At 69.7% G+C, this 16,925-nt stretch carries 16 protein-coding genes; 6 read left to right on the top strand and 10 right to left on the bottom strand.

The window, feature by feature from the left end; all coding sequences use genetic code 11:
- Positions 1 to 12: 12 nt before the first annotated feature.
- The 6 genes from mmsB to AB0L37_RS19620 all read right to left on the bottom strand — a co-directional run bounded on the left by mmsB (position 13) and on the right by AB0L37_RS19620 (position 7,391).
- Complete coding sequence (mmsB, locus tag AB0L37_RS19645) at positions 13 to 1,257, bottom strand: multiple monosaccharide ABC transporter permease (protein WP_365506596.1); 1,245 nt, start codon at positions 1,255 to 1,257, stop codon at positions 13 to 15.
- Positions 1,254 to 2,816: a multiple monosaccharide ABC transporter ATP-binding protein gene (gene mmsA, locus AB0L37_RS19640; RefSeq protein WP_365506593.1), complete on the bottom strand. Its 1,563-nt coding sequence runs from the start codon at positions 2,814 to 2,816 to the stop codon at positions 1,254 to 1,256. Before mmsA ends, mmsB begins: the two co-directional genes overlap by 4 nt.
- A 36-nt stretch (positions 2,817 to 2,852) precedes the next feature.
- Positions 2,853 to 3,968: a multiple monosaccharide ABC transporter substrate-binding protein gene (chvE, locus tag AB0L37_RS19635; protein WP_365506591.1), complete on the bottom strand. Its 1,116-nt coding sequence runs from the start codon at positions 3,966 to 3,968 to the stop codon at positions 2,853 to 2,855.
- Between the two features lie 139 nt (positions 3,969 to 4,107).
- Positions 4,108 to 5,064, bottom strand: a complete 957-nt coding sequence (locus AB0L37_RS19630; RefSeq protein ID WP_365506588.1) for a hypothetical protein — start codon at positions 5,062 to 5,064, stop codon at positions 4,108 to 4,110.
- A gap of 165 nt (positions 5,065 to 5,229) precedes the next feature.
- Positions 5,230 to 6,234 (bottom strand): alcohol dehydrogenase catalytic domain-containing protein, encoded by a 1,005-nt coding sequence (locus AB0L37_RS19625; RefSeq protein ID WP_365506586.1) that lies wholly within the window; start codon positions 6,232 to 6,234, stop codon positions 5,230 to 5,232.
- Positions 6,231 to 7,391, bottom strand: a complete 1,161-nt coding sequence (locus AB0L37_RS19620) for a mandelate racemase/muconate lactonizing enzyme family protein (RefSeq protein WP_365506584.1) — start codon at positions 7,389 to 7,391, stop codon at positions 6,231 to 6,233. The genes AB0L37_RS19625 and AB0L37_RS19620 overlap by 4 nt, the downstream gene beginning before the upstream one ends.
- 200 nt (positions 7,392 to 7,591) lie before the next feature.
- Between AB0L37_RS19620 and AB0L37_RS19615 the strand changes: the two genes are divergently transcribed.
- Positions 7,592 to 8,224: a hypothetical protein gene (locus tag AB0L37_RS19615; protein ID WP_365506581.1), complete on the top strand. Its 633-nt coding sequence runs from the start codon at positions 7,592 to 7,594 to the stop codon at positions 8,222 to 8,224.
- A 17-nt stretch (positions 8,225 to 8,241) separates the two neighbouring features.
- Here the strand turns inward: AB0L37_RS19615 and AB0L37_RS19610 are convergent, their stop codons facing one another.
- Positions 8,242 to 8,679 carry a MarR family transcriptional regulator gene (locus tag AB0L37_RS19610; protein WP_365506578.1) on the bottom strand — a complete coding sequence of 146 codons (438 nt, stop codon included), beginning with the start codon at positions 8,677 to 8,679 and terminating at the stop codon, positions 8,242 to 8,244.
- A 134-nt stretch (positions 8,680 to 8,813) separates the two neighbouring features.
- Here AB0L37_RS19610 and AB0L37_RS19605 point away from each other — a divergent pair, with 134 nt between their 5' ends.
- From AB0L37_RS19605 to AB0L37_RS19590, 4 genes are all read left to right on the top strand, one after another.
- Positions 8,814 to 9,845 carry an NADP-dependent oxidoreductase gene (locus AB0L37_RS19605; protein ID WP_365506575.1) on the top strand — a complete coding sequence of 344 codons (1,032 nt, stop codon included), beginning with the start codon at positions 8,814 to 8,816 and terminating at the stop codon, positions 9,843 to 9,845.
- Between the two features lie 86 nt (positions 9,846 to 9,931).
- Complete coding sequence (locus tag AB0L37_RS19600) at positions 9,932 to 10,354, top strand: organic hydroperoxide resistance protein (RefSeq protein WP_365506572.1); 423 nt, start codon at positions 9,932 to 9,934, stop codon at positions 10,352 to 10,354.
- Positions 10,355 to 10,394: 40 nt separating this feature from the next.
- Complete coding sequence (locus AB0L37_RS19595) at positions 10,395 to 11,237, top strand: EI24 domain-containing protein (RefSeq protein ID WP_365506569.1); 843 nt, start codon at positions 10,395 to 10,397, stop codon at positions 11,235 to 11,237.
- Entirely contained in the window at positions 11,234 to 11,563 is a 330-nt protein-coding gene (locus AB0L37_RS19590; RefSeq protein ID WP_365506566.1) for a YrdB family protein, read from the top strand. Before AB0L37_RS19595 ends, AB0L37_RS19590 begins: the two co-directional genes overlap by 4 nt.
- Here AB0L37_RS19590 and AB0L37_RS19585 read toward each other — a convergent pair.
- Positions 11,547 to 12,152, bottom strand: a complete 606-nt coding sequence (locus tag AB0L37_RS19585; protein WP_365506564.1) for a TetR/AcrR family transcriptional regulator — start codon at positions 12,150 to 12,152, stop codon at positions 11,547 to 11,549. The genes AB0L37_RS19590 and AB0L37_RS19585 overlap by 17 nt on opposite strands.
- Before the next feature lie 119 nt (positions 12,153 to 12,271).
- On the opposite strand from AB0L37_RS19585, the gene AB0L37_RS19580 reads away from it, so the two are divergent.
- Entirely contained in the window at positions 12,272 to 14,746 is a 2,475-nt protein-coding gene (locus AB0L37_RS19580) for a glycoside hydrolase family 3 C-terminal domain-containing protein (RefSeq protein WP_365506561.1), read from the top strand.
- Positions 14,747 to 14,808: 62 nt separating this feature from the next.
- On the opposite strand, the gene AB0L37_RS19575 is transcribed toward AB0L37_RS19580, so the two are convergent.
- Together AB0L37_RS19575 and AB0L37_RS19570 are read right to left on the bottom strand one after the other, a co-directional pair.
- The gene (locus AB0L37_RS19575) at positions 14,809 to 15,804 is read right to left on the bottom strand and encodes an aldose epimerase family protein (RefSeq protein WP_365506558.1); all 996 of its coding nucleotides are present in this window, start codon (positions 15,802 to 15,804) and stop codon (positions 14,809 to 14,811) included.
- Between the two features lie 30 nt (positions 15,805 to 15,834).
- Complete coding sequence (locus AB0L37_RS19570) at positions 15,835 to 16,755, bottom strand: SGNH/GDSL hydrolase family protein (RefSeq protein WP_365506555.1); 921 nt, start codon at positions 16,753 to 16,755, stop codon at positions 15,835 to 15,837.
- Positions 16,756 to 16,925: the final 170 nt, after the last annotated feature.

Here is a 16,925-nt window from a genome sequence, read left to right as displayed (position 1 = left end):
CGGGCGAGCGGTCTACGAACCGACGCGGCGCTTGTTCCAGACGTCGAAGCCGACCGCGGCGAGCAGGGCGAGACCCTTGATCACCGACTGCCAGTCGGAGCCGACGCCGAGCAGGTTCATGCCGTTGTTCAGCACGCCGAGGACGAGACCGCCGATGATCGCGCCGAGGACGGTGCCGACACCGCCGCTCATGGACGCGCCGCCGATGAACGACGCGGCGATGGCCTCGAGTTCGAAGTTGAGGCCGGCCTTCGGCGAGGCCGCGTTCAGGCGGGCGGCCACGACCAGACCCGCCAGGGCCGCGAGCACGCCCATGTTCAGGAAGACGTAGAAGGAGACCTTCTTGTCCTTCACACCGGACAGCTTCGCCGCCGGCAGGTTGCCGCCGATGGCGTAGATGTGGCGGCCGAAGATCGAGTTGCGCATCAGGTAGCCGTAGCCGACGACCAGGACACCGAGGATGAGCAGGACGATCGGGGCGCCCTTGTAGCTGGCGAGGAGCATCGTCACCACGGCGATGGCGGCGATGATCGCGATCAGCTTCAGGACGAACAGGTTGAACGGCGGCAGTTCGAGCGCGAACTCCTGCTGGCGGCGCCGGTCGCGCAGTTCCTGGATGACGACGGCGGCGGCGAGCACGATGCCGAGCAGCAGGGTCAGGTTGTGGTAGTTGGTGTTCGGGCCGACCTCCGGCAGGAAGCCGTTGCCGAGCTTGCCGAGGCCCTCGGGGAACGGGCCGAGCGTCTGGCCCTTGAGCAGGATCTCGGTGAGACCGCGCCACACCAGCATGCCCGCGAGGGTCACGATGAAGGAGGGTATTCCTCCGTACGCGATCAGCCAGCCCTGGATGGCTCCGGCGGCGGCGCCCATCACGAGGCAGATGATCGAAGCGATCGGCCAGGCCACGTCATGACTGACCATGAGGACGGCGGCCGTCGACCCGACGAACGCGGTCAGCGATCCGACCGACAGGTCGATGTGCCCGGCGATGATCACCAGCATCATGCCGATCGCGAGGATCAGGATGTAGCTGTTCTGCAGCACCAGGTTGGAGACGTTGCGCGGCAGGATCAGGTCGCCGTCGGTCCAGATGGCGAAGACGACCACGAGCAGGCCGAGGGCGAGCAGCATGCCGTACTGGCGCATGTTGCGGCGCATCCCGTCGAGCACGAGACGCAGCAGTCCGCCTTCGGCGGTGGCCCCGCCCTTGCCCGGCGGCGCGGGCGCCGGGGACTTGTCCATCACGTCCGTGCTCATCGTGTTACCTCTTCTGTCCCGTTCTTGTCCTTGGTCATCAGGCGCATCAGGGACTCCTGCGTCGCCTCCGCGCGGGTGACCTCACCGGTCAGCCGTCCCGCGCTCATCGTGTAGATGCGGTCGCACATGCCGAGCAGCTCGGGCAGCTCGGACGAGATGAAGACGACCGCCTTCCCCTCGGCGGCCAGCTTGTCGATGACCGTGTAGATCTCGTACTTGGCACCGACGTCGATCCCGCGGGTCGGCTCGTCGAGGATGAGCACCTCGGGGCCCGCGAAGATCCACTTGCTGAGGACGACCTTCTGCTGGTTGCCGCCCGACAGCTTGCCCGCCGGTTCGAAGACCGTCGGGGCCTTGATGTTCATCGACGTGCGGTACTCCTCGGCGACCTGACGCTCGCCGTGCTCGTCGACCACACCTCGCTTGGAGACCTTGCCGAGCGCCGCCATCGAGATGTTGCGGTTGATGGTGTCGATGAGGTTGAGCCCGTAGTGCTTGCGGTCCTCGGTGGCGTAGGCGATGCCGTGCCCGATGGCCTCGGGGACCGACTTCGTACGGATCTCCTTGCCGTCCTTGAGGACGCTGCCGCCCGCGTACCGGCCGTAGGTCCGCCCGAAGACGCTCATCGCGAGTTCGGTGCGGCCCGCGCCCATCAGGCCCGCGATGCCGACGATCTCGCCGCGCCGTACGTGCAGCGAGACGTCGTCGACGACCTTGCGCTCGCGGTCGATGGGGTGGTGCACGGTCCAGTTGCGGATCTCCAGGGCCGGCGCCGCGCCCTTCTCGGGCTTGTGCGGGGTGCGCTCCGGGAAGCGGTGCTCCAGGTCGCGGCCGACCATGCCGGAGATGATCCGGTCCTCGCTGGTCTCCTCGGCGTGCACGTCGAGGGTCTCGATGGTGCGGCCGTCGCGCAGGATCGTCACCGAGTCGGCGACGCGGCGGATCTCGTTGAGCTTGTGGGAGATGATGATCGAGGTGATGCCCTGTTCCTTCAACTCCAGGATCAGGTCCAGGAGTTTGCCGGAGTCCTCGTCGTTCAGCGACGCGGTCGGCTCGTCCAGGATCAGCAGTTTCACGTCCTTGGCGAGCGCCTTGGCGATCTCCACGAGCTGCTGCTTGCCGACACCGATGTCGGCGATCCGGGTGTTGGGGTTCTCCGACAGGCCCACCCGGCGAAGCTGCCGGGTGGCGTGCCGCAGGGTCTCGCGCCAGTCGATCATCCCGCGCGTGGCGTGCTCGTTGCCGAGGAACATGTTCTCGGCGATCGACAGGAACGGCACGAGGGCCAGCTCCTGGTGGATGATCACGATCCCGCGCTTCTCGGACGCGTTGATGTCCTTGAACTCGCAGGGGTTGCCCTCGAAGAGGATCTCTCCCTCGTACGTGCCGTGCGGATGGACGCCGGAGAGCACCTTCATCAAGGTGGACTTTCCGGCGCCGTTCTCACCGCAGATGGCGTGGACCTCGCCCTGACGTACTGTCAGCGTGACGTCCGAGAGCGCTTTGACACCGGGAAAGGTCTTGACGATCGAGCGCATTTCCAGGACGGGTCCCGCCATGGTCGTGCCCTTCAACTAGTGGTCGGTCAGGGTTACTTACAGGCCCAGGTCGGACTTCTTGTAGTAACCGCCGTCGACGAGTTCCTTCTCGTAGTTGTCCTTGGTGACCAGGACGGGCTTGAGGAGGTACGAGGGGACGACCTTGGCGCCGTTGTCGTACGTCTTGGTGTCGTTGACCGCGGGCTTCTTGTCGTGCAGCACGTCGTCGACCATGGTCACCGCGACCTTGGCGAGCTCGCGGGTGTCCTTGTAGACGGTCGAGTACTGCTGGTCCGCGATGATCGACTTCACCGAGGCGACCTCGGCGTCCTGGCCCGAGACGGCCGGCAGCGGCTTCGACTTGGAGCCGTAGCCGTCCGACTTCAGGGCGGAGAGGATGCCGATGGAGATGCCGTCGTACGGGGAGAGCACCGCGTCCACGCGGGTGCTGCCCTTGTACGTCGAGGTCAGGATGTCGTCCATGCGCTTCTGGGCGGTGGCACCGTCCCAGCGCAGCGTGGTGACCTGGTTGAGCTTGGTCTGCCCGGACTTGACGACGAGCTGCTTCTTGTCGATGTACGGCTGGAGCGTCTTCATCGCGCCGTTGAAGAAGTACTTGGTGTTGTTGTCGTCGTTCGAGCCGGCGAACAGCTCGAGGTTGAACGGGCCCTTCTTGCCCTTGTCGAGGCCGAGCTTGGTGACCAGCGAACCGGCCTGGAGCTCGCCGACCTTCTCGTTGTCGAACGTCGCGTAGTAGCTGACGTTCTTCGAGTCGAGGATGAGGCGGTCGTACGCGATGACGGGGATGTTCGCGTCGGCGGCCTGCTGGAGCACCGAGCTGAGCGACTTGTTGTCGATCGCGGCGACGATCAGCGCGGAGACGCCCTGCGTGATCATGTTCTCGATCTGCGAGACCTGCTGGTCGGGGTCGTCCTCGCCGAAGACGAGCTTGGTCTTGTAGCCCTTGGCCTTCAGGGACTTCACGACGTTGTTGCCGTCGGCGATCCAGCGCTCCGAGGACTTCGTCGGCATCGCGATGCCGACGGTCGATCCTTCGGCCTTCTTCTTGCTGTCCTCCTTGCCGCCCTCGCTGTCCTGGCCGCAGGCGGTCAGGGTCAGGGCGAGGGAGGCGGTGGCGGCTATCGCTGCGAGAGCGGCTCGGCGGTTTCGCATGGTCATCATCCTTGATGTGTGGGTGCAGAGCTCGGTCGGCGGTGCGAAGTCGCTGGTGAGGAGCGGAGGTTGACCGAGTAGAGATGCGTCGGATTCTGCGCGGCCTTGTGCGGATCTGGGAAGTTGTGTTTCCGGAACGTTATTGGGCCGTGTCGAAGCGCTTGAGATCACCCGGCAGCCGGGACCCGAGGGGCGACATGCCGGCGCCGGCACCGTGCCGCTCGAGGAGGTCGATCGCAAGCCGTCCGCGGCGCACTCGCTCGCGCGCGGTGTCGAGGGTGACATCGCGCAGATGGGCGCCGTAGGGGTAGATCGCGGGGGCCTTGGCGAGGCCGAACTTCAGGTACAGCGGTGCGCCGCGCCGGATGAGCTCCGCGATCTCGTACATCCGGACATATCCGCCGAGGTCGTCCGGGGCCTCGACATACATGTCCATCGGGGCGCCCGAGACCCGCCGGATCTCGGTGAGGTGCTGGAGCGTCAGGTCGCTCGGCACGTTCAGGGAGTCGGCGCCGAGCTGCTCGTAGACGGCGTACGCGGCCGGGTTCACGGGCCCGATGAGCGCCGAGACCTTGAGCGTGGTGTCGGCGGGGATGATGCCCTGGCTGCGCGCCCGGTGCAGGGTCCACAGCACGCCCTCGTCGGCGACCAGCAGGCACTTCACCCCCAACTCCGTTGCGCGGACGGCGTCTTCGACGCATCCTGCGACGGCGTCGTGCCCGCGGGCACGCAGACCCGCACCGCGCGAGTCGGTGCGCACGGAGGCGCCGGTGTCCCAGGTGCCGCGCGGTCCGGTGAACAGGCACAGCTCGATGTCGCGCTCGGCGGTCGCCTCGACCATCTCGACGATCTCGGTGTCACGCAGCATCCAGACGCCGCTGCCCTGGCTGATCCGGTGGATCGGCACGTCGAGCCGCGAGGCTTCCTTGAGCACGACCCCGACGGCCTCGGGACCTTCCACGGACGGAATCTCGACGCGCCAGGTGCCACCGTCGGGGAACGCGTGCGGGGAGGTGTCGGCCGGATCGAGCGCGGGCGCACTCAACCCGAGCGCGGAGAGTGCGGGTTCGCCGGGGAGGCGGGGTGAGTCGGTCACGCGAATGTCCTTACGTTCATTGTGGTTCGAGATTTCGAACAGGGTTCGGATGAGAGCGCCCCGTCAGGGGCGCGGAGAACTGCGCGACCAGCCACAACCTACGCGAGCTGACCCAACAGGCCAGTCCCTGCGGCGAGTTGGTCCGCGCAATCCCCCCGCGCACAACTAAGGCCGCAACAAAACCTTCCCCACCTTCGGATCCCCGGCCCCCACCAACTCGATGGCCTCGGCGAACCGCTCCAGCGGCAGCTCATGGGTCACCAGCGGCATCGGATCGAGCAACCCCGCCCCGAACACCCGCACCGTATGGGCCCACGCATCCGGCGCGGCCCCGAACACGGTCTGCACCTCGAGCTGTCGCACCACGAGATCCGTCGGGTCGAGCCCGTCCGCCCCGGCCGCCGGAATCCCGGTCAGCACGAGCCGCCCGCCCCGCCGCAGCAACGACGCGGCCGTCCGCGCGGCCGAAGCCGACCCGGCGGTCTCGATCACCACGTCGAAGTCGTCCGGCAGCTCGTCGCTCCGCAGCCGGAAGTCCGTCGCCCCGAACTGCCGTGACAGCGCGGCCCGTTCGTCCCGCGAGCCCACCACGAGCAGCTCGGAGGGCGACCCCGCCGCGAGGAACTGCACGGCGAACATCCCGAGCGTCCCGGTGCCGACCACGGCCACCCGCTGACCCGGCAGCGCCTGCGCCTTGATCGCCGCGGCCGCGATGCACGCGGCCGGTTCGAGCAGCGCGGCGGCCGTCAGGTCGGCGTCGTCCGGCAGTACGTGCAACAGCCGCGCCGGCAGCGTCAGCGTGGCCGCCATGGCCCCCGCCTGCGTGAAGCCCGTCTCCTCGTACCCGGCGGTGCACAGCGTCGTCTCGCCCGCGTGGCAACGGTCGCACACCTGGCAGTTGCGGAAGCCCTCGCCGACGACCTTGCGGCCCACCAGCGAAGCGGGCACCCCGTCGCCCACGGCGTCCACGACACCGGACCACTCGTGTCCGGGCGTCAGCGGATACCGCACGTATCCCTCGGGCCGATTGCCCTGGTACACCTCGCGGTCGGAACCGCAGATGCCCACGGCGTGCACCCGCACCCGCGCCTCGCCGGCGCCGGGCGCCACCGGCTCGTGCGCGACGAGCCGGTGCTGCCCGGGAGAGTCGACGACGACCGCGCTGGTCACTTCTTGCCGCCCGTCGGGTCGCGCTTCTCCCAGCCCTCGGCCCACAGGTCGAACCGGGCCTGCTGCTGCGGGAACTCGGCCGCCGCGTCGACGTCGAGCTCGACACCGAGACCCGGCTCGTGCGACAGCTCGAAGTAGCCGTCGACGACCTTCGGGGCGCCCTTGACGACCTTCTTGATGTCGGCGTCGGCGAAGTCGTTGAAGTGTTCCAGGATCTTGAAGTTCGGCGCGGTGAAGCCGACCTGGAGCGAGGCGGCGGTGAGCACGGGACCGCCGACGTTGTGCGGGGCGACGAGCATGTAGTGCGTCTCGGCCGTGGCGGCGAGCTTGCGCGTCTCCCAGATGCCGCCGATGTGGCCGACGTCGGGCTGGATGATGTCCACGGCCTGGCTCTCGAAGAGCTCGCGGAACTCGATCCGGTCGTGGATCCGCTCACCGGTGGCGACCGGCATGTCGACCTTCGCGGCGACCTTCTCCAGGGCCTTGAGGTTCTCCGGCGGCACCGGCTCCTCCAGCCACGCGGGCTTGAACGGCGCGAGGTCACGGGCGAGCCGGACGGCCGTCGCGGGCGAGAAGCGCCCGTGCATCTCCAGCATCAGCTCCGCGTCGGGGCCGATCGCGTCGCGCACGGCCTCGATCAGCGAGACGGCGTACAGCGACTGCTCGTGGTCGAGCTCGAAGTGGCCGGTCCCGAACGGGTCGATCTTCAGCGCCTTGTACCCGCGCTCCATGACCGTGCGCGCGGCCTTGTGGTACGCCTCGGGCGTCCGCTCCGTGGTGTACCAGCCGTTGGCGTACGCCTTGACCTTGTCGGTGACCTTGCCGCCGAGCAGCTGCCACACCGGGACGCCGAGGGCCTTGCCCTTGATGTCCCAGCAGGCCATCTCGATCACCGCGATGCCGGACATGACGATCTCGCCGGCGCGGCCGTAGTCGCCGTACTTCATCCGCTTGACGAGGTCCTCGACGGCGAACGGATCCGAGCCGAGAATGTGGTTGACCTTGGCCTCGTTCAAGTAACCGATGAGAGCGTCGGTGTGGCCCAGCATCCGGGTCTCGCCGACGCCTGTGATGCCCTCGTCGGTGTGCACCTGGACGTAGGTCAGATTCCGCCACGGAGTCCCGACCACATGCGTGCTGATTCCCGTGATGCGCAAGGCAGTTGCCCCCTGAGCTGTTCGATATTTCGTCACACGTTCGAAATGCTGGCGTGACAGTAAGGACGGCCCTGGGGGAGTGTCAATGGGTCTGCACCAAACAGGCTTCTCAAGACGGTGCCGGAACGGACTCTTCCGCACAGAAGTTTCACAGCACCGGCTTTTTCCGTTACCGGCGGGGCGCCTAGCCTCCCTACGTCATGGACTACTGCCACCCGTGCCGCAGGCACCTCAACGGCGCCCTGGCCTGCCCGGGCTGCGGTACCCCCGCCGACGCCGTGCGCGCGTACGCCGAGGCGCTCGCCGCGCAGGAGGGCGCCGACGAGCCGCAGGCGCCGCCCGAGAGCGAGCCGGGCCCGCGCAGCCGGCGCCGCCCCCGTACGGCACACCGCAGACGCAGACGCCGGGTCCTGCTCGCCACGGCGGCGCTCGCCCTCGCGGCGGGCGGCCTCGGCCTCGCCGAACTCGGCACGGAGTCGGCCGGCAGCGCCGACAGGCGGGCGGCCCCGGACGCCACGGAAGAACTGGCGGACAGCGACCCGGCGTCCCCGGCCACCGTGGACCCGGACCCGTCCACGGCGCCGGACGCGTCGAGCGCGGCCGCTTCCCGGCCCGCGTCCGCCACGCCCAGCCGCACCGAAAGCTCCCCGTCCGCGCGGCCCACGAAGAAGGACACCCCGGTCAACTCCGCGTCCCCGACGGCCACTTCACCCCAGGCCTCCCCGACGACGGCGCAGCCGACCAGCTCGGCCCCGCGCCCGACGGAGACGTCCCAGGCCCCCGAACCGTCACCGTCCCACACGTGCGACCGGTTCCTGTGGTGGTGCACGTAGCCCGGTGACGCCGTGGGTCAGTCGACCCCGAGCATCCGCCGCAGCATGTCCCGGAACACCACGCGCTCCTCGCGCGAGAGCCCGGCCAGCGGCTCGCGCGCGAAGTCGAGCGAGTCCCGCAGGCTCCCGGCCACCTGGAGCCCCTCCGGAGTCGGCGCGGCCACCTTCACACGCCGGTCCCCGGGTGACGGCCGCCGCTCCACGAACCCGCGCCCCTCAAGGCGGTCCACGATCCCCGTGATGTTCGACGGCTCGCACTTCAGGCGCTGGGCGATCTGCCGCATCGGCAGCGGCTCCAGGGCCAGCAGGCCGAGCACCCGCGCCTGCGCGCCGGTCAGGCCGTGCCGCCCCGCGGCCTCCTCGTACTCCTGGTGGTAGCGAGCGACGACGGCGCCGATCAGCTCGACGACTTCGAGCGTGAGGGCGTCCGTACGGCGGGGGCGGGTACTGGTCATGTGCTTCAGGGTACCCAGATACTTGACATCCTGAAATATTCAGGAGCATGGTTGTTTCACGTACTGAAACACTTTTCGTGACGCCTCCCCACCGCGGCACGTGAAGTCCGCCCTCTGCGACGAAGGATCAGCGCATGTCCGCCGACACCCCCCAGATCCCCGCCACCGGCCGCGAGTGGGCCCTGGTCAGCCGCCCCGTCGGCTGGCCGAAGCCCGAGGACTTCGAGCTGCGCGAGGTTCCCGTCGAGGCGCCCGGCGCCGGCCAGGTCCTGGTCAAGAACCTGTACGTCTCCGTCGACCCGTACATGCGCGGCCGGATGAGCGCCGCGAAGTCGTACGTCGCCCCGTACGAGCTGGGCAAGGCCATGCAGGGCGGCGCCGTCGGCGTCGTCATCGCCTCGGACGACGAGGGCGTCGCGGTCGGCGACCACGTCCTGCACTTCTTCGGCTGGCGCGAGTACGCGACGTTCGACGCCAAGCAGGCCGTGAAGGTCGACCCCGAGGCCGCGCCCCTGTCCACGTACCTCGGCGTGCTCGGCATGACCGGCCTCACGGCGTACGCGGGCCTGCTGCGCACCCTCGCCTTCAAGGAGGGCGACAGCGTCTTCGTGTCCGGCGCGGCCGGTGCGGTCGGCGGCCAGGTCGGCCAGATCGCGAAGCTCAAGGGCGCCTCGCGCGTCATCGGCTCGGCCGGCTCGGACGAGAAGGTCAAGCTCCTGATCGAGGAGTACGGCTTCGACGCGGCGTTCAACTACAAGAACGGCGACGTCCACGAGCAGCTGAAGCAGGCCGCCCCGGACGGCGTCGACGTCTACTTCGACAACGTGGGCGGTGACCACCTGGAGGCCGCCATCGCGCGCCTGAACCGCGACGGCCGCATCGCCATCTGCGGCGCGATCTCCGTCTACAACAACACGGAGCCGGCCCCCGGCCCGCGCAACCTCTCCCGCCTCATCCAGACCCGCGGCCGCATCGAGGGCTTCCTCGTCGGCGACCACTACGACCTTCAGCCGCAGTTCGTGCAGGAGGTCGGTGCCTGGATCCGCTCCGGGGAGCTGAAGTACCGCGAGACGGTCGTCGAGGGCATCGAGAACAACCTGGAGGCGTTCCTCGGGGTGCTGCGCGGCGACAACACCGGAAAGATGGTCGTGAAGCTGGGGGAGTGACCCCGGTCACTTCGCAGGATTCCATGATTCGGTAACCTCGTTCCGCCTAACGAAAATATCGTCACGCGAGAACGAGGGAGCCGGTCATGGCCATCACGCAGTCCGACGTCGTCTACACCGCCGTAGCCACCGCCGAGAACGGCCGCGACGGCCGCGTCGCCACCGACGACGGCAAGCTCGACGTCGTCGTCAACCCGCCCAAGGAGCAGGGCGGTTCGGGCGCGGGCACCAACCCCGAGCAGCTCTTCGCCGCCGGCTACAGCGCCTGCTTCCAGGGCGCCCTCGCCGTCGTCGCCCGCCAGGAGGGCGCCGACGTCTCCGGTTCGACCGTCACCGCGAGCGTCGGCATCGGCAAGAACGACGAGGGCTTCGGCCTCATCGTCGACATCTCGGCCAAGATCCCGAACGTGGACGAGGCCACCGCCAAGTCGCTGATCGAGAAGGCCCACCAGGTCTGCCCGTACTCCAAGGCGACCCGCGGCAACATCACGGTCACGCTTTCCGTCTGACCTTTTTTCGGTGTCGGGCCCGTCCCGTAAGGTTTGCGCCATGCGTGATCTCGGGGCGGGCTTCGGCTATTTGATGAAGGGGCAGCGCTGGGTTGCCCAGCACGGCAAGCGGTACGGCTGGAGCCTGCTGCCCGGCCTGATCACCCTCGTCCTGTACGTGGTGGCGCTGGTCTGCCTCGCGGTCTGGGGCGGCGACCTCGTCTCCTGGTCGACCCCGTTCGCCGACGGCTGGATCTCCCCCTGGCAGGGGCTGTTCCGCGGCTTCCTGACGGCGGTCCTGTTCGCCCTGGGCCTGCTGCTCGCGGTCCTCACGTTCACGGCCGTGACCCTCCTGATCGGCCAGCCCTTCTACGAGTCCCTGTCCGAAGAGGTCGACCGGGCGGAGAGCGGCGAGGAGCCCCCCGAGTCCGGCCTCCCGCTCTGGCGCGAACTGTGGATCTCGGCCCGCGACAGCCTGCGCATCCTGGCCCGCGCGGCCCTGTGGGGCGTCCTCCTCTTCGCGCTCGGCTTCATCCCCTTCGCCGGCCAGACGGTCATCCCGGTCCTCGGCTTCTTCGTCACGGGCTTCTTCCTGACGGAGGAACTCACGGCGGTGGCCCTCCAGCGCCGGGGCGTCCAACTCCGCGACCGCCTCGCTCTGTTGAGAACCCGCAAGGGCCTGGCCTGGGGCTTCGGAGCACCCCTCGCGGTCTCTTTCCTGGTCCCGTTCGTGGCGGTGTTCCTGATGCCGGGAGCGGTGGCGGGAGCGACGCTGATGGTCCGCGACCTGGAGGAGAGTGCCCCGCCAGGGGCGCGGGGAACTGCGCGCCCAGCCACAACGAACCCGCACCCGGCACCCCACGCCAATGGGGCAGACGAAACCCCGCGAGGTCTGACGCCGTGAAAACAGCAAACCTGGGCGTCCTCTTCGCCACAGAACTAGTGGCCCTCGGCGCGGTGGGCGCCTACGGCTTCACCCGGGACGTATCGCCCCCCGCAGCCTGGCTCCTGGGCCTGGCCGGCCTCGCCGCGATGATCACGACCTGGTCCCTCTTCGGCTCCCCGAAAGCCCGCTACAAGACCAGCGGAGCACCCCGCGTCGCCTTCGAACTGCTCTGGTTCGGCGCGGGAGTTGCCGCCCTGGCCCTCTCCGGCGCCTACATCTGGGCGGCCGTCTTCGCGGCGGTCTGCGCGCTGAGCAAGGCCCTCGCGATCACCTGGAACCAGTAGCGTCCGGCGCGCCGCCCGCCAACAGCTCCAGGAAGTCGCGGAAGGCGGCGGGCATGTCCACGGCCTCCGGATCCAGCAGCCACTGGTACTGGAGCCCGTCCATCACGGCCGCGAGCAGCGGCGCGGCCCGCTCGGGCGTGAGCCCGCCGGGCAGCCGGTCCCCGTACTCCGCGCGCAGCACCTCGGCCATGGATTCCCGTACGCCGACGTAGCGCTGGGTGAAGAAGTCCCGCGCCGGGTGTTCCTCGGTCACCGACTCCCCGAGCAGCGCCGAGAACGTCTGCACGATCGCCGGCCGCATCGCGTTGTACTCCACCAGCGAGCCGAGCAGATCGAGGCGCCACTGACTGTTCGGCACCGCGTCCCACTGGTCCCGCTCCTCCAGGACGGCGACGAGCAGCGCCTCCTTCGTCGGGAAGTGGTGCAGCAGCCCCTGCTGGGTGAGCCCCACCCGCTCGGCGACGGCCGCCAGGCTCGCGCCCCGGTACCCACGCTCGGCGATCACTTCGAGCGTCGCCCGCAGGATCTCGGTCCGCCGTTCCCCGCTCCTGGCGCTTCTGGTGCTGCTCATGCGGTCACCGTACGACATCGACGAGCCACCCCGGCGTCGCCTCATAACGGCCAGATAACGAAACCTACCGCTCTACAGGTATCGGGTGCAGGATGGAACTGCTCTCAATGTGATGACCTCGACGAGGAGGCGCCGGCATGGCGAACCAGGCACACGGCAACGGCAGCGCACAGGACCGGGCCCGCGAGACGGTCGTCGAGGCCGCTCTCGGCAAGCTCGACCTCAACACCAAGGCCCGGCTCCTGGCCGGCCAGGACATGTGGTCGCTGCCGGAGATCCCCGAGATCGGCCTGAAGTCGCTGGTCATGTCCGACGGCCCGATCGGTGTGCGCGGCGTGCGCTGGACCGCCGACGACCCGTCGATCGCGCTGCCGTCCCCGACCGCCCTCGCCGCCACCTGGGATCCCGAACTCGCGGTCAAGGCAGGGGAGTTGCTGGCCCAGGAGGCCCGCCGCAAGGGCGTCCACGTGCTCCTCGCGCCGACCGTGAACCTGCACCGCTCGCCGCTCGGCGGCCGTCACTTCGAGGCGTACAGCGAGGACCCGTACCTGACCGGCGCCATCGGCACCGGCTACGTGCGGGGCGTCCAGTCCGGCGGCGTGGGCACCACGGTCAAGCACTTCGTCGCGAACGACGCCGAGACCGACCGCTTCACCGTCGACAACCTGCTCAGCGAACGCGCCCTGCGCGAGCTGTACTTGGCGCCCTTCGAGGCCATCGTCGCCAACGCCCACCCGTGGGGCATCATGACGGCCTACAACTCGGTCAACGGCACGACGATGACCGAGCACCGCTACCTCGTGAACGAGGTCCTGCGCGGCGAATGGGGCTTCGACGGCTTCAACGTCTCCGACTGGATGGCCGCCCGCTCGACGACCGGCGACATCAAGGGCGGCCTCGACGTCGCCATGCCGGGCCCGCAGACGGTCTACGGCCCCGCGCTCGCCGAGGCCGTCCGCGCGGGCGACGTCGACGAGTCCGAGGTCGACGACGCCGTGCACAACGTGCTGCGCCTCGCCGCCCGCGTCGGCATCCTGGAGGGTGCCGAGCCGGTCGTCACCGAGGTGCCCGCGGAGATCGACGGTGAGGCCCTCGCCCGCGAGATCGCCCGCCGCGCCTTCGTCCTGGTCCGCAACTCCGGTGTCCTGCCGCTGCGTTCGGACGCCCGGATCGCCCTGATCGGCGCCGCCGCCCGCGATGCCCGCGTCCTCGGCGGCGGCTCCGCCACCGTCTTCCCCTCCCGCATCGTCTCCCCGCTCGACGGCCTGAGCGCGGCGACGACCTCACTGACGTACGCCGTCGGCGCCGACCCGAGCGACGAACTCGCCCCCGCCGACAAGGGGTTCGAGCTGCGTGCCGTCTGCCGCGACGCCGAGGGCACCGTCATCGGCGAGGGCTCGCTGCCCAGCGGCCAGCTCCAGTGGATGGGCGACGACCTGCCCGCCGGCGTCACCTACGAGACGCTGCACAGCATCGAGATCAAGGGCACCTTCACCCCGCGCGAGAGCGGCGAGCACGCCTTCGGCACCCGCGGCCTCGGCGCCTTCACCCTCACCGTCGACGGCACCGTCCTCTACGACGGCGTCCAGCCCATGGGCGACGAGTCCGACCCCTTCGAGGCGTTCTTCGGCGCCCCGCTGGAGCGCGGCAAGGTGACGCTGACCGAGGGAGTGCCCGTCGAGGTCTCCCTCCTGCACCCCCTCGACACGTCCGTCGAGACGCCGCTGCCCGCCGTGATGTTCACCTTCACCCACCTCGGCCCGCGCCGCGACGCGGACACCCTGATCGCCGAGGCCGTCGAGGCCGCCCGCGACGCCGAGGTCGCCGTCGTCGTGGTCGCCACGACCGAGCGCGTGGAGTCGGAGGGCTTCGACCGCACCGACCTCCAACTCCCCGGCCGCCAGGACGACTTGGTGCGCGCCGTCGCCGCCGTCAACCCGAACACGGTCGTGGTCGTCAACTCCGGCTCCCCGGTCGAACTCCCGTGGCGCGACGACGTGGCCGCCGTCCTGCTCAGCTGGTTCCCCGGCCAGGAGGGCGGCGACGCGCTCGCCGACGTCCTGTTCGGCGCCGAGGAGCCCGGCGGCCGCCTGCCCACCACCTGGGGCTCGCTCGCCGACGCCCCCGTCACCCGGGTCACCCCGGCCGACGGCGAACTCGCCTACACCGAGGGCGTGTTCATCGGCTACCGCGCCTGGGACAAGGCCGGGGCCACTCCCTCGTACCCCTTCGGCCACGGCCTCGGCTACACCGACTGGGCGTACGAGTCGATCGAGGTCACCGGCAGCACGGAGAAGAGCGTCACGGAGAAGAGCGTCACGGCGAAGATTCGCGTCCGCAACACGGGCGAGCGCCCCGGCCGCGAGGTCGTCCAGCTCTACCTGGCGCCGGCCGATACCGACGTGGCCCGCCCGGCCCGCTGGCTGGCCGGCTTCGCGGACGTCACCGCGGCCCCCGGCGAGAGCGCCGAAGCCGTCGTCGAACTCCCGCGCCGCGCCTTCGAGATCTGGGACGAGAACACCAAGTCCTGGTCCCACCAGGCCGGTTCGTACGAACTGACGGCCGGCCGCTCACTCACCGACGGCCGGGTCGCCACGACCCTCACCGTCTGACCCCACCCACCGACCAGGGGCGGCGGCACCTGACCCCGCCGCCCCTCACATCCGCCTGCTGTCTACGCGCGGACGCCGAACCCGTACACCGTCTGCGACCGGAACACCTCACCCGGCCGCAGCACGGTGCTCGGGAACTCCGGCCGGTTCGGCGAGTCCGGGAAGTGCTGCGTCTCCAGCGCGATCCCGTCACCCGGCGCGAACGGCACATCGGCGTCGAAGTGATCCGACGTGTAGAACTGCAAACCCGGCTCGGTCGTGGCGACGCTCACCGTCCGCCCCGACACCGGGTCGTGCAGCTCGGCCACCTCCACGGCCTCGCCGGTGACGCCCTTGTCGAGCACGTAGTTGTGGTCGTACCCGGGCCCCGCCTTCCGGCTCTCGCGCAAGTCGAACCGTGTCCCCTCCACCGCCGACAGCTCCCCGGTCGGGATCAGATTCCCGTCCACGGCGGTCACTCGCCCGGCGTCGATGCGCACCTCGTGCCCCCCGGCCGCGTCCCCGGCATCGGCACCGGCCAGATTCCAGTACGTGTGATTCGTGAGGTTCACAATCGTCGGCGCGTCGGTGGTGGCCTCGTACGAGATCCGCAGCGCCCCGCCCGCGTCGAGCGCGTACGTCGCCGCCACCTCCAGCCGCCCCGGGAAGCCCTCCTCGCCGTGCGGCGATACGCGGCTCAGCCGCACCGCGTGGTCCCCGACGGCCTCGGCGTCCCACACCCGCTTGTCGAAGCCGCGCTCGCCACCGTGCAGCGAGTTCGGCCCGTTGTTCTGCGCGAGGTGGTAGATCCGGTCGTCGAGCGGGAACCGGCCGCCCGCGATCCGGTTCGCGTACCGCCCCACCAGCGCGCCCAGATACGGCGCCGGGTGCGCGAGATACCCGGCGAGATCCGGGAACCCGAGCACGATCTGCGCCTCGGCCCCCTCCCGGTCGGGCGTCTCGACGGTCTGCAGGATGCCGCCGTACGTCAGGACACGGACCCGCACCCCGTCCCGCTCCAGGGTCCAGCGGTGGACGTCGGTGCCGTCGGGAAGGGTGCCGAAGAGTTCACTGCGCATGATCGAGACCCTACGCCCGCCCTGTTTCGCTCAGGTGGCCGGATGCTTCGCGGTCACCGCGCGGTACGCGAGTTCGGCCAGCCGCGCCTGCCCGTTCACACTCGGGTGGAACCAGTCCCAGTGGCTCAACTGCGTCTGCCCGAACCGGTATCCGAACACCGCGCCCCCGTCGTCACGGCACCGCTTGTCCTTCGCGCACACGTCCTTGAGCACCTCGTTGTACGCCACCACGCGCTCCTGCACGGCGTCGCGCCGCGCGGTGGCCGCACTGTCGAGGGCATCCGGATCGGCCAGCATCGACGCGCAGATGCCCAGCTTCCACACCTGCTTGCCCAGCGGATTCGCCCGCCCCTCGGACCACAGCCGCTTCAGGTCCGGGACGCTCATCACGTACACCTGCGCCTTCGGTGCCGTGCGCCGCAACTGCCGCATGGCCTCCTCGAAGTCGGCCCGGAAGTCGGCCACGGGCGTCATCGCCGACGCGGTCGTACGGCACGCGTCATTGGCCCCGGCCATCACGGTCACGAGCCCGGGGTCGTGCGCCGCTGCCTGCTGCATCTGCTCCGGCAGATCAGCCATCCGCGCCCCGGTCTGCGCGTAGTTCCAACTGTGCGACGCGGCACGGCCCTTGCCGAGCAGCCGTACGGCGAGACTCTTGACCTGCGCGTCCGAACCGGTCGCCCACGAGACCTCGGGGCAGTCCGACAGCACGGAGCAGGCGTCGAAACCCCGCGTGATCGAATCACCCACGGCCGCAACGGAAGCCGGGCTCGTGTCCCACGTCGGAGTGGGCTTCGGCGACGGCTTCGCGGCGGCCGTCGAACCGCCCGGGCCCGGGGAGTTGTCACCGGAGGCGTCGCAGGCGGTCAGCCCCGCGACACCGAGCACCGCGGCCAGCGCCCCGGCGAGGGCTCCCCGGAGGGCAGTTGACCGGTGACTTCGCTCCCGCATCCCGTGTCCCCTCCGTCGTACGCCGTGGCCCTGTCGGGTGAAAGGTCGGTGTTTGTCGGCCTCGGGACCGACAGTACGTCACACTCCTTGCACCGCTGCGCGATAGCCTCGCCCCGGGGTCCCCGGACGACCCAGTGAGACCCCGCTGTACCGGTTCCGCTAAATTACAA

Origin of the sequence: Streptomyces sp. NPDC052225 (genome assembly GCF_040679615.1) — a bacterium.
Classification (GTDB): Bacteria; Actinomycetota; Actinomycetes; order Streptomycetales; family Streptomycetaceae; genus Streptomyces.
This window is presented reverse-complemented; position numbering and strand designations above follow the sequence as displayed.

What these genes read in the sequence shown, in the direction of transcription:
- AB0L37_RS19595 (WP_365506569.1), top strand. Translation starts at nt 10,395, where the DNA reads ATGCGTGATCTCGGGGCGGGCTTCGGCTATTTGATGAAGGGGCAGCGC.
- AB0L37_RS19605 (WP_365506575.1), top strand. Translation starts at nt 8,814, where the DNA reads ATGTCCGCCGACACCCCCCAGATCCCCGCCACCGGCCGCGAGTGGGCC.
- AB0L37_RS19580 (WP_365506561.1), top strand. Translation starts at nt 12,272, where the DNA reads ATGGCGAACCAGGCACACGGCAACGGCAGCGCACAGGACCGGGCCCGC.
- AB0L37_RS19600 (WP_365506572.1), top strand. Translation starts at nt 9,932, where the DNA reads ATGGCCATCACGCAGTCCGACGTCGTCTACACCGCCGTAGCCACCGCC.
- AB0L37_RS19570 (WP_365506555.1), bottom strand. Translation starts at nt 16,755, where the DNA reads ATGCGGGAGCGAAGTCACCGGTCAACTGCCCTCCGGGGAGCCCTCGCC.
- AB0L37_RS19585 (WP_365506564.1), bottom strand. Translation starts at nt 12,152, where the DNA reads ATGTCGTACGGTGACCGCATGAGCAGCACCAGAAGCGCCAGGAGCGGG.
- AB0L37_RS19575 (WP_365506558.1), bottom strand. Translation starts at nt 15,804, where the DNA reads ATGCGCAGTGAACTCTTCGGCACCCTTCCCGACGGCACCGACGTCCAC.
- chvE (WP_365506591.1), bottom strand. Translation starts at nt 3,968, where the DNA reads ATGCGAAACCGCCGAGCCGCTCTCGCAGCGATAGCCGCCACCGCCTCC.
- mmsA (WP_365506593.1), bottom strand. Translation starts at nt 2,816, where the DNA reads ATGGCGGGACCCGTCCTGGAAATGCGCTCGATCGTCAAGACCTTTCCC.
- AB0L37_RS19615 (WP_365506581.1), top strand. Translation starts at nt 7,592, where the DNA reads ATGGACTACTGCCACCCGTGCCGCAGGCACCTCAACGGCGCCCTGGCC.
- mmsB (WP_365506596.1), bottom strand. Translation starts at nt 1,257, where the DNA reads ATGAGCACGGACGTGATGGACAAGTCCCCGGCGCCCGCGCCGCCGGGC.
- AB0L37_RS19610 (WP_365506578.1), bottom strand. Translation starts at nt 8,679, where the DNA reads ATGACCAGTACCCGCCCCCGCCGTACGGACGCCCTCACGCTCGAAGTC.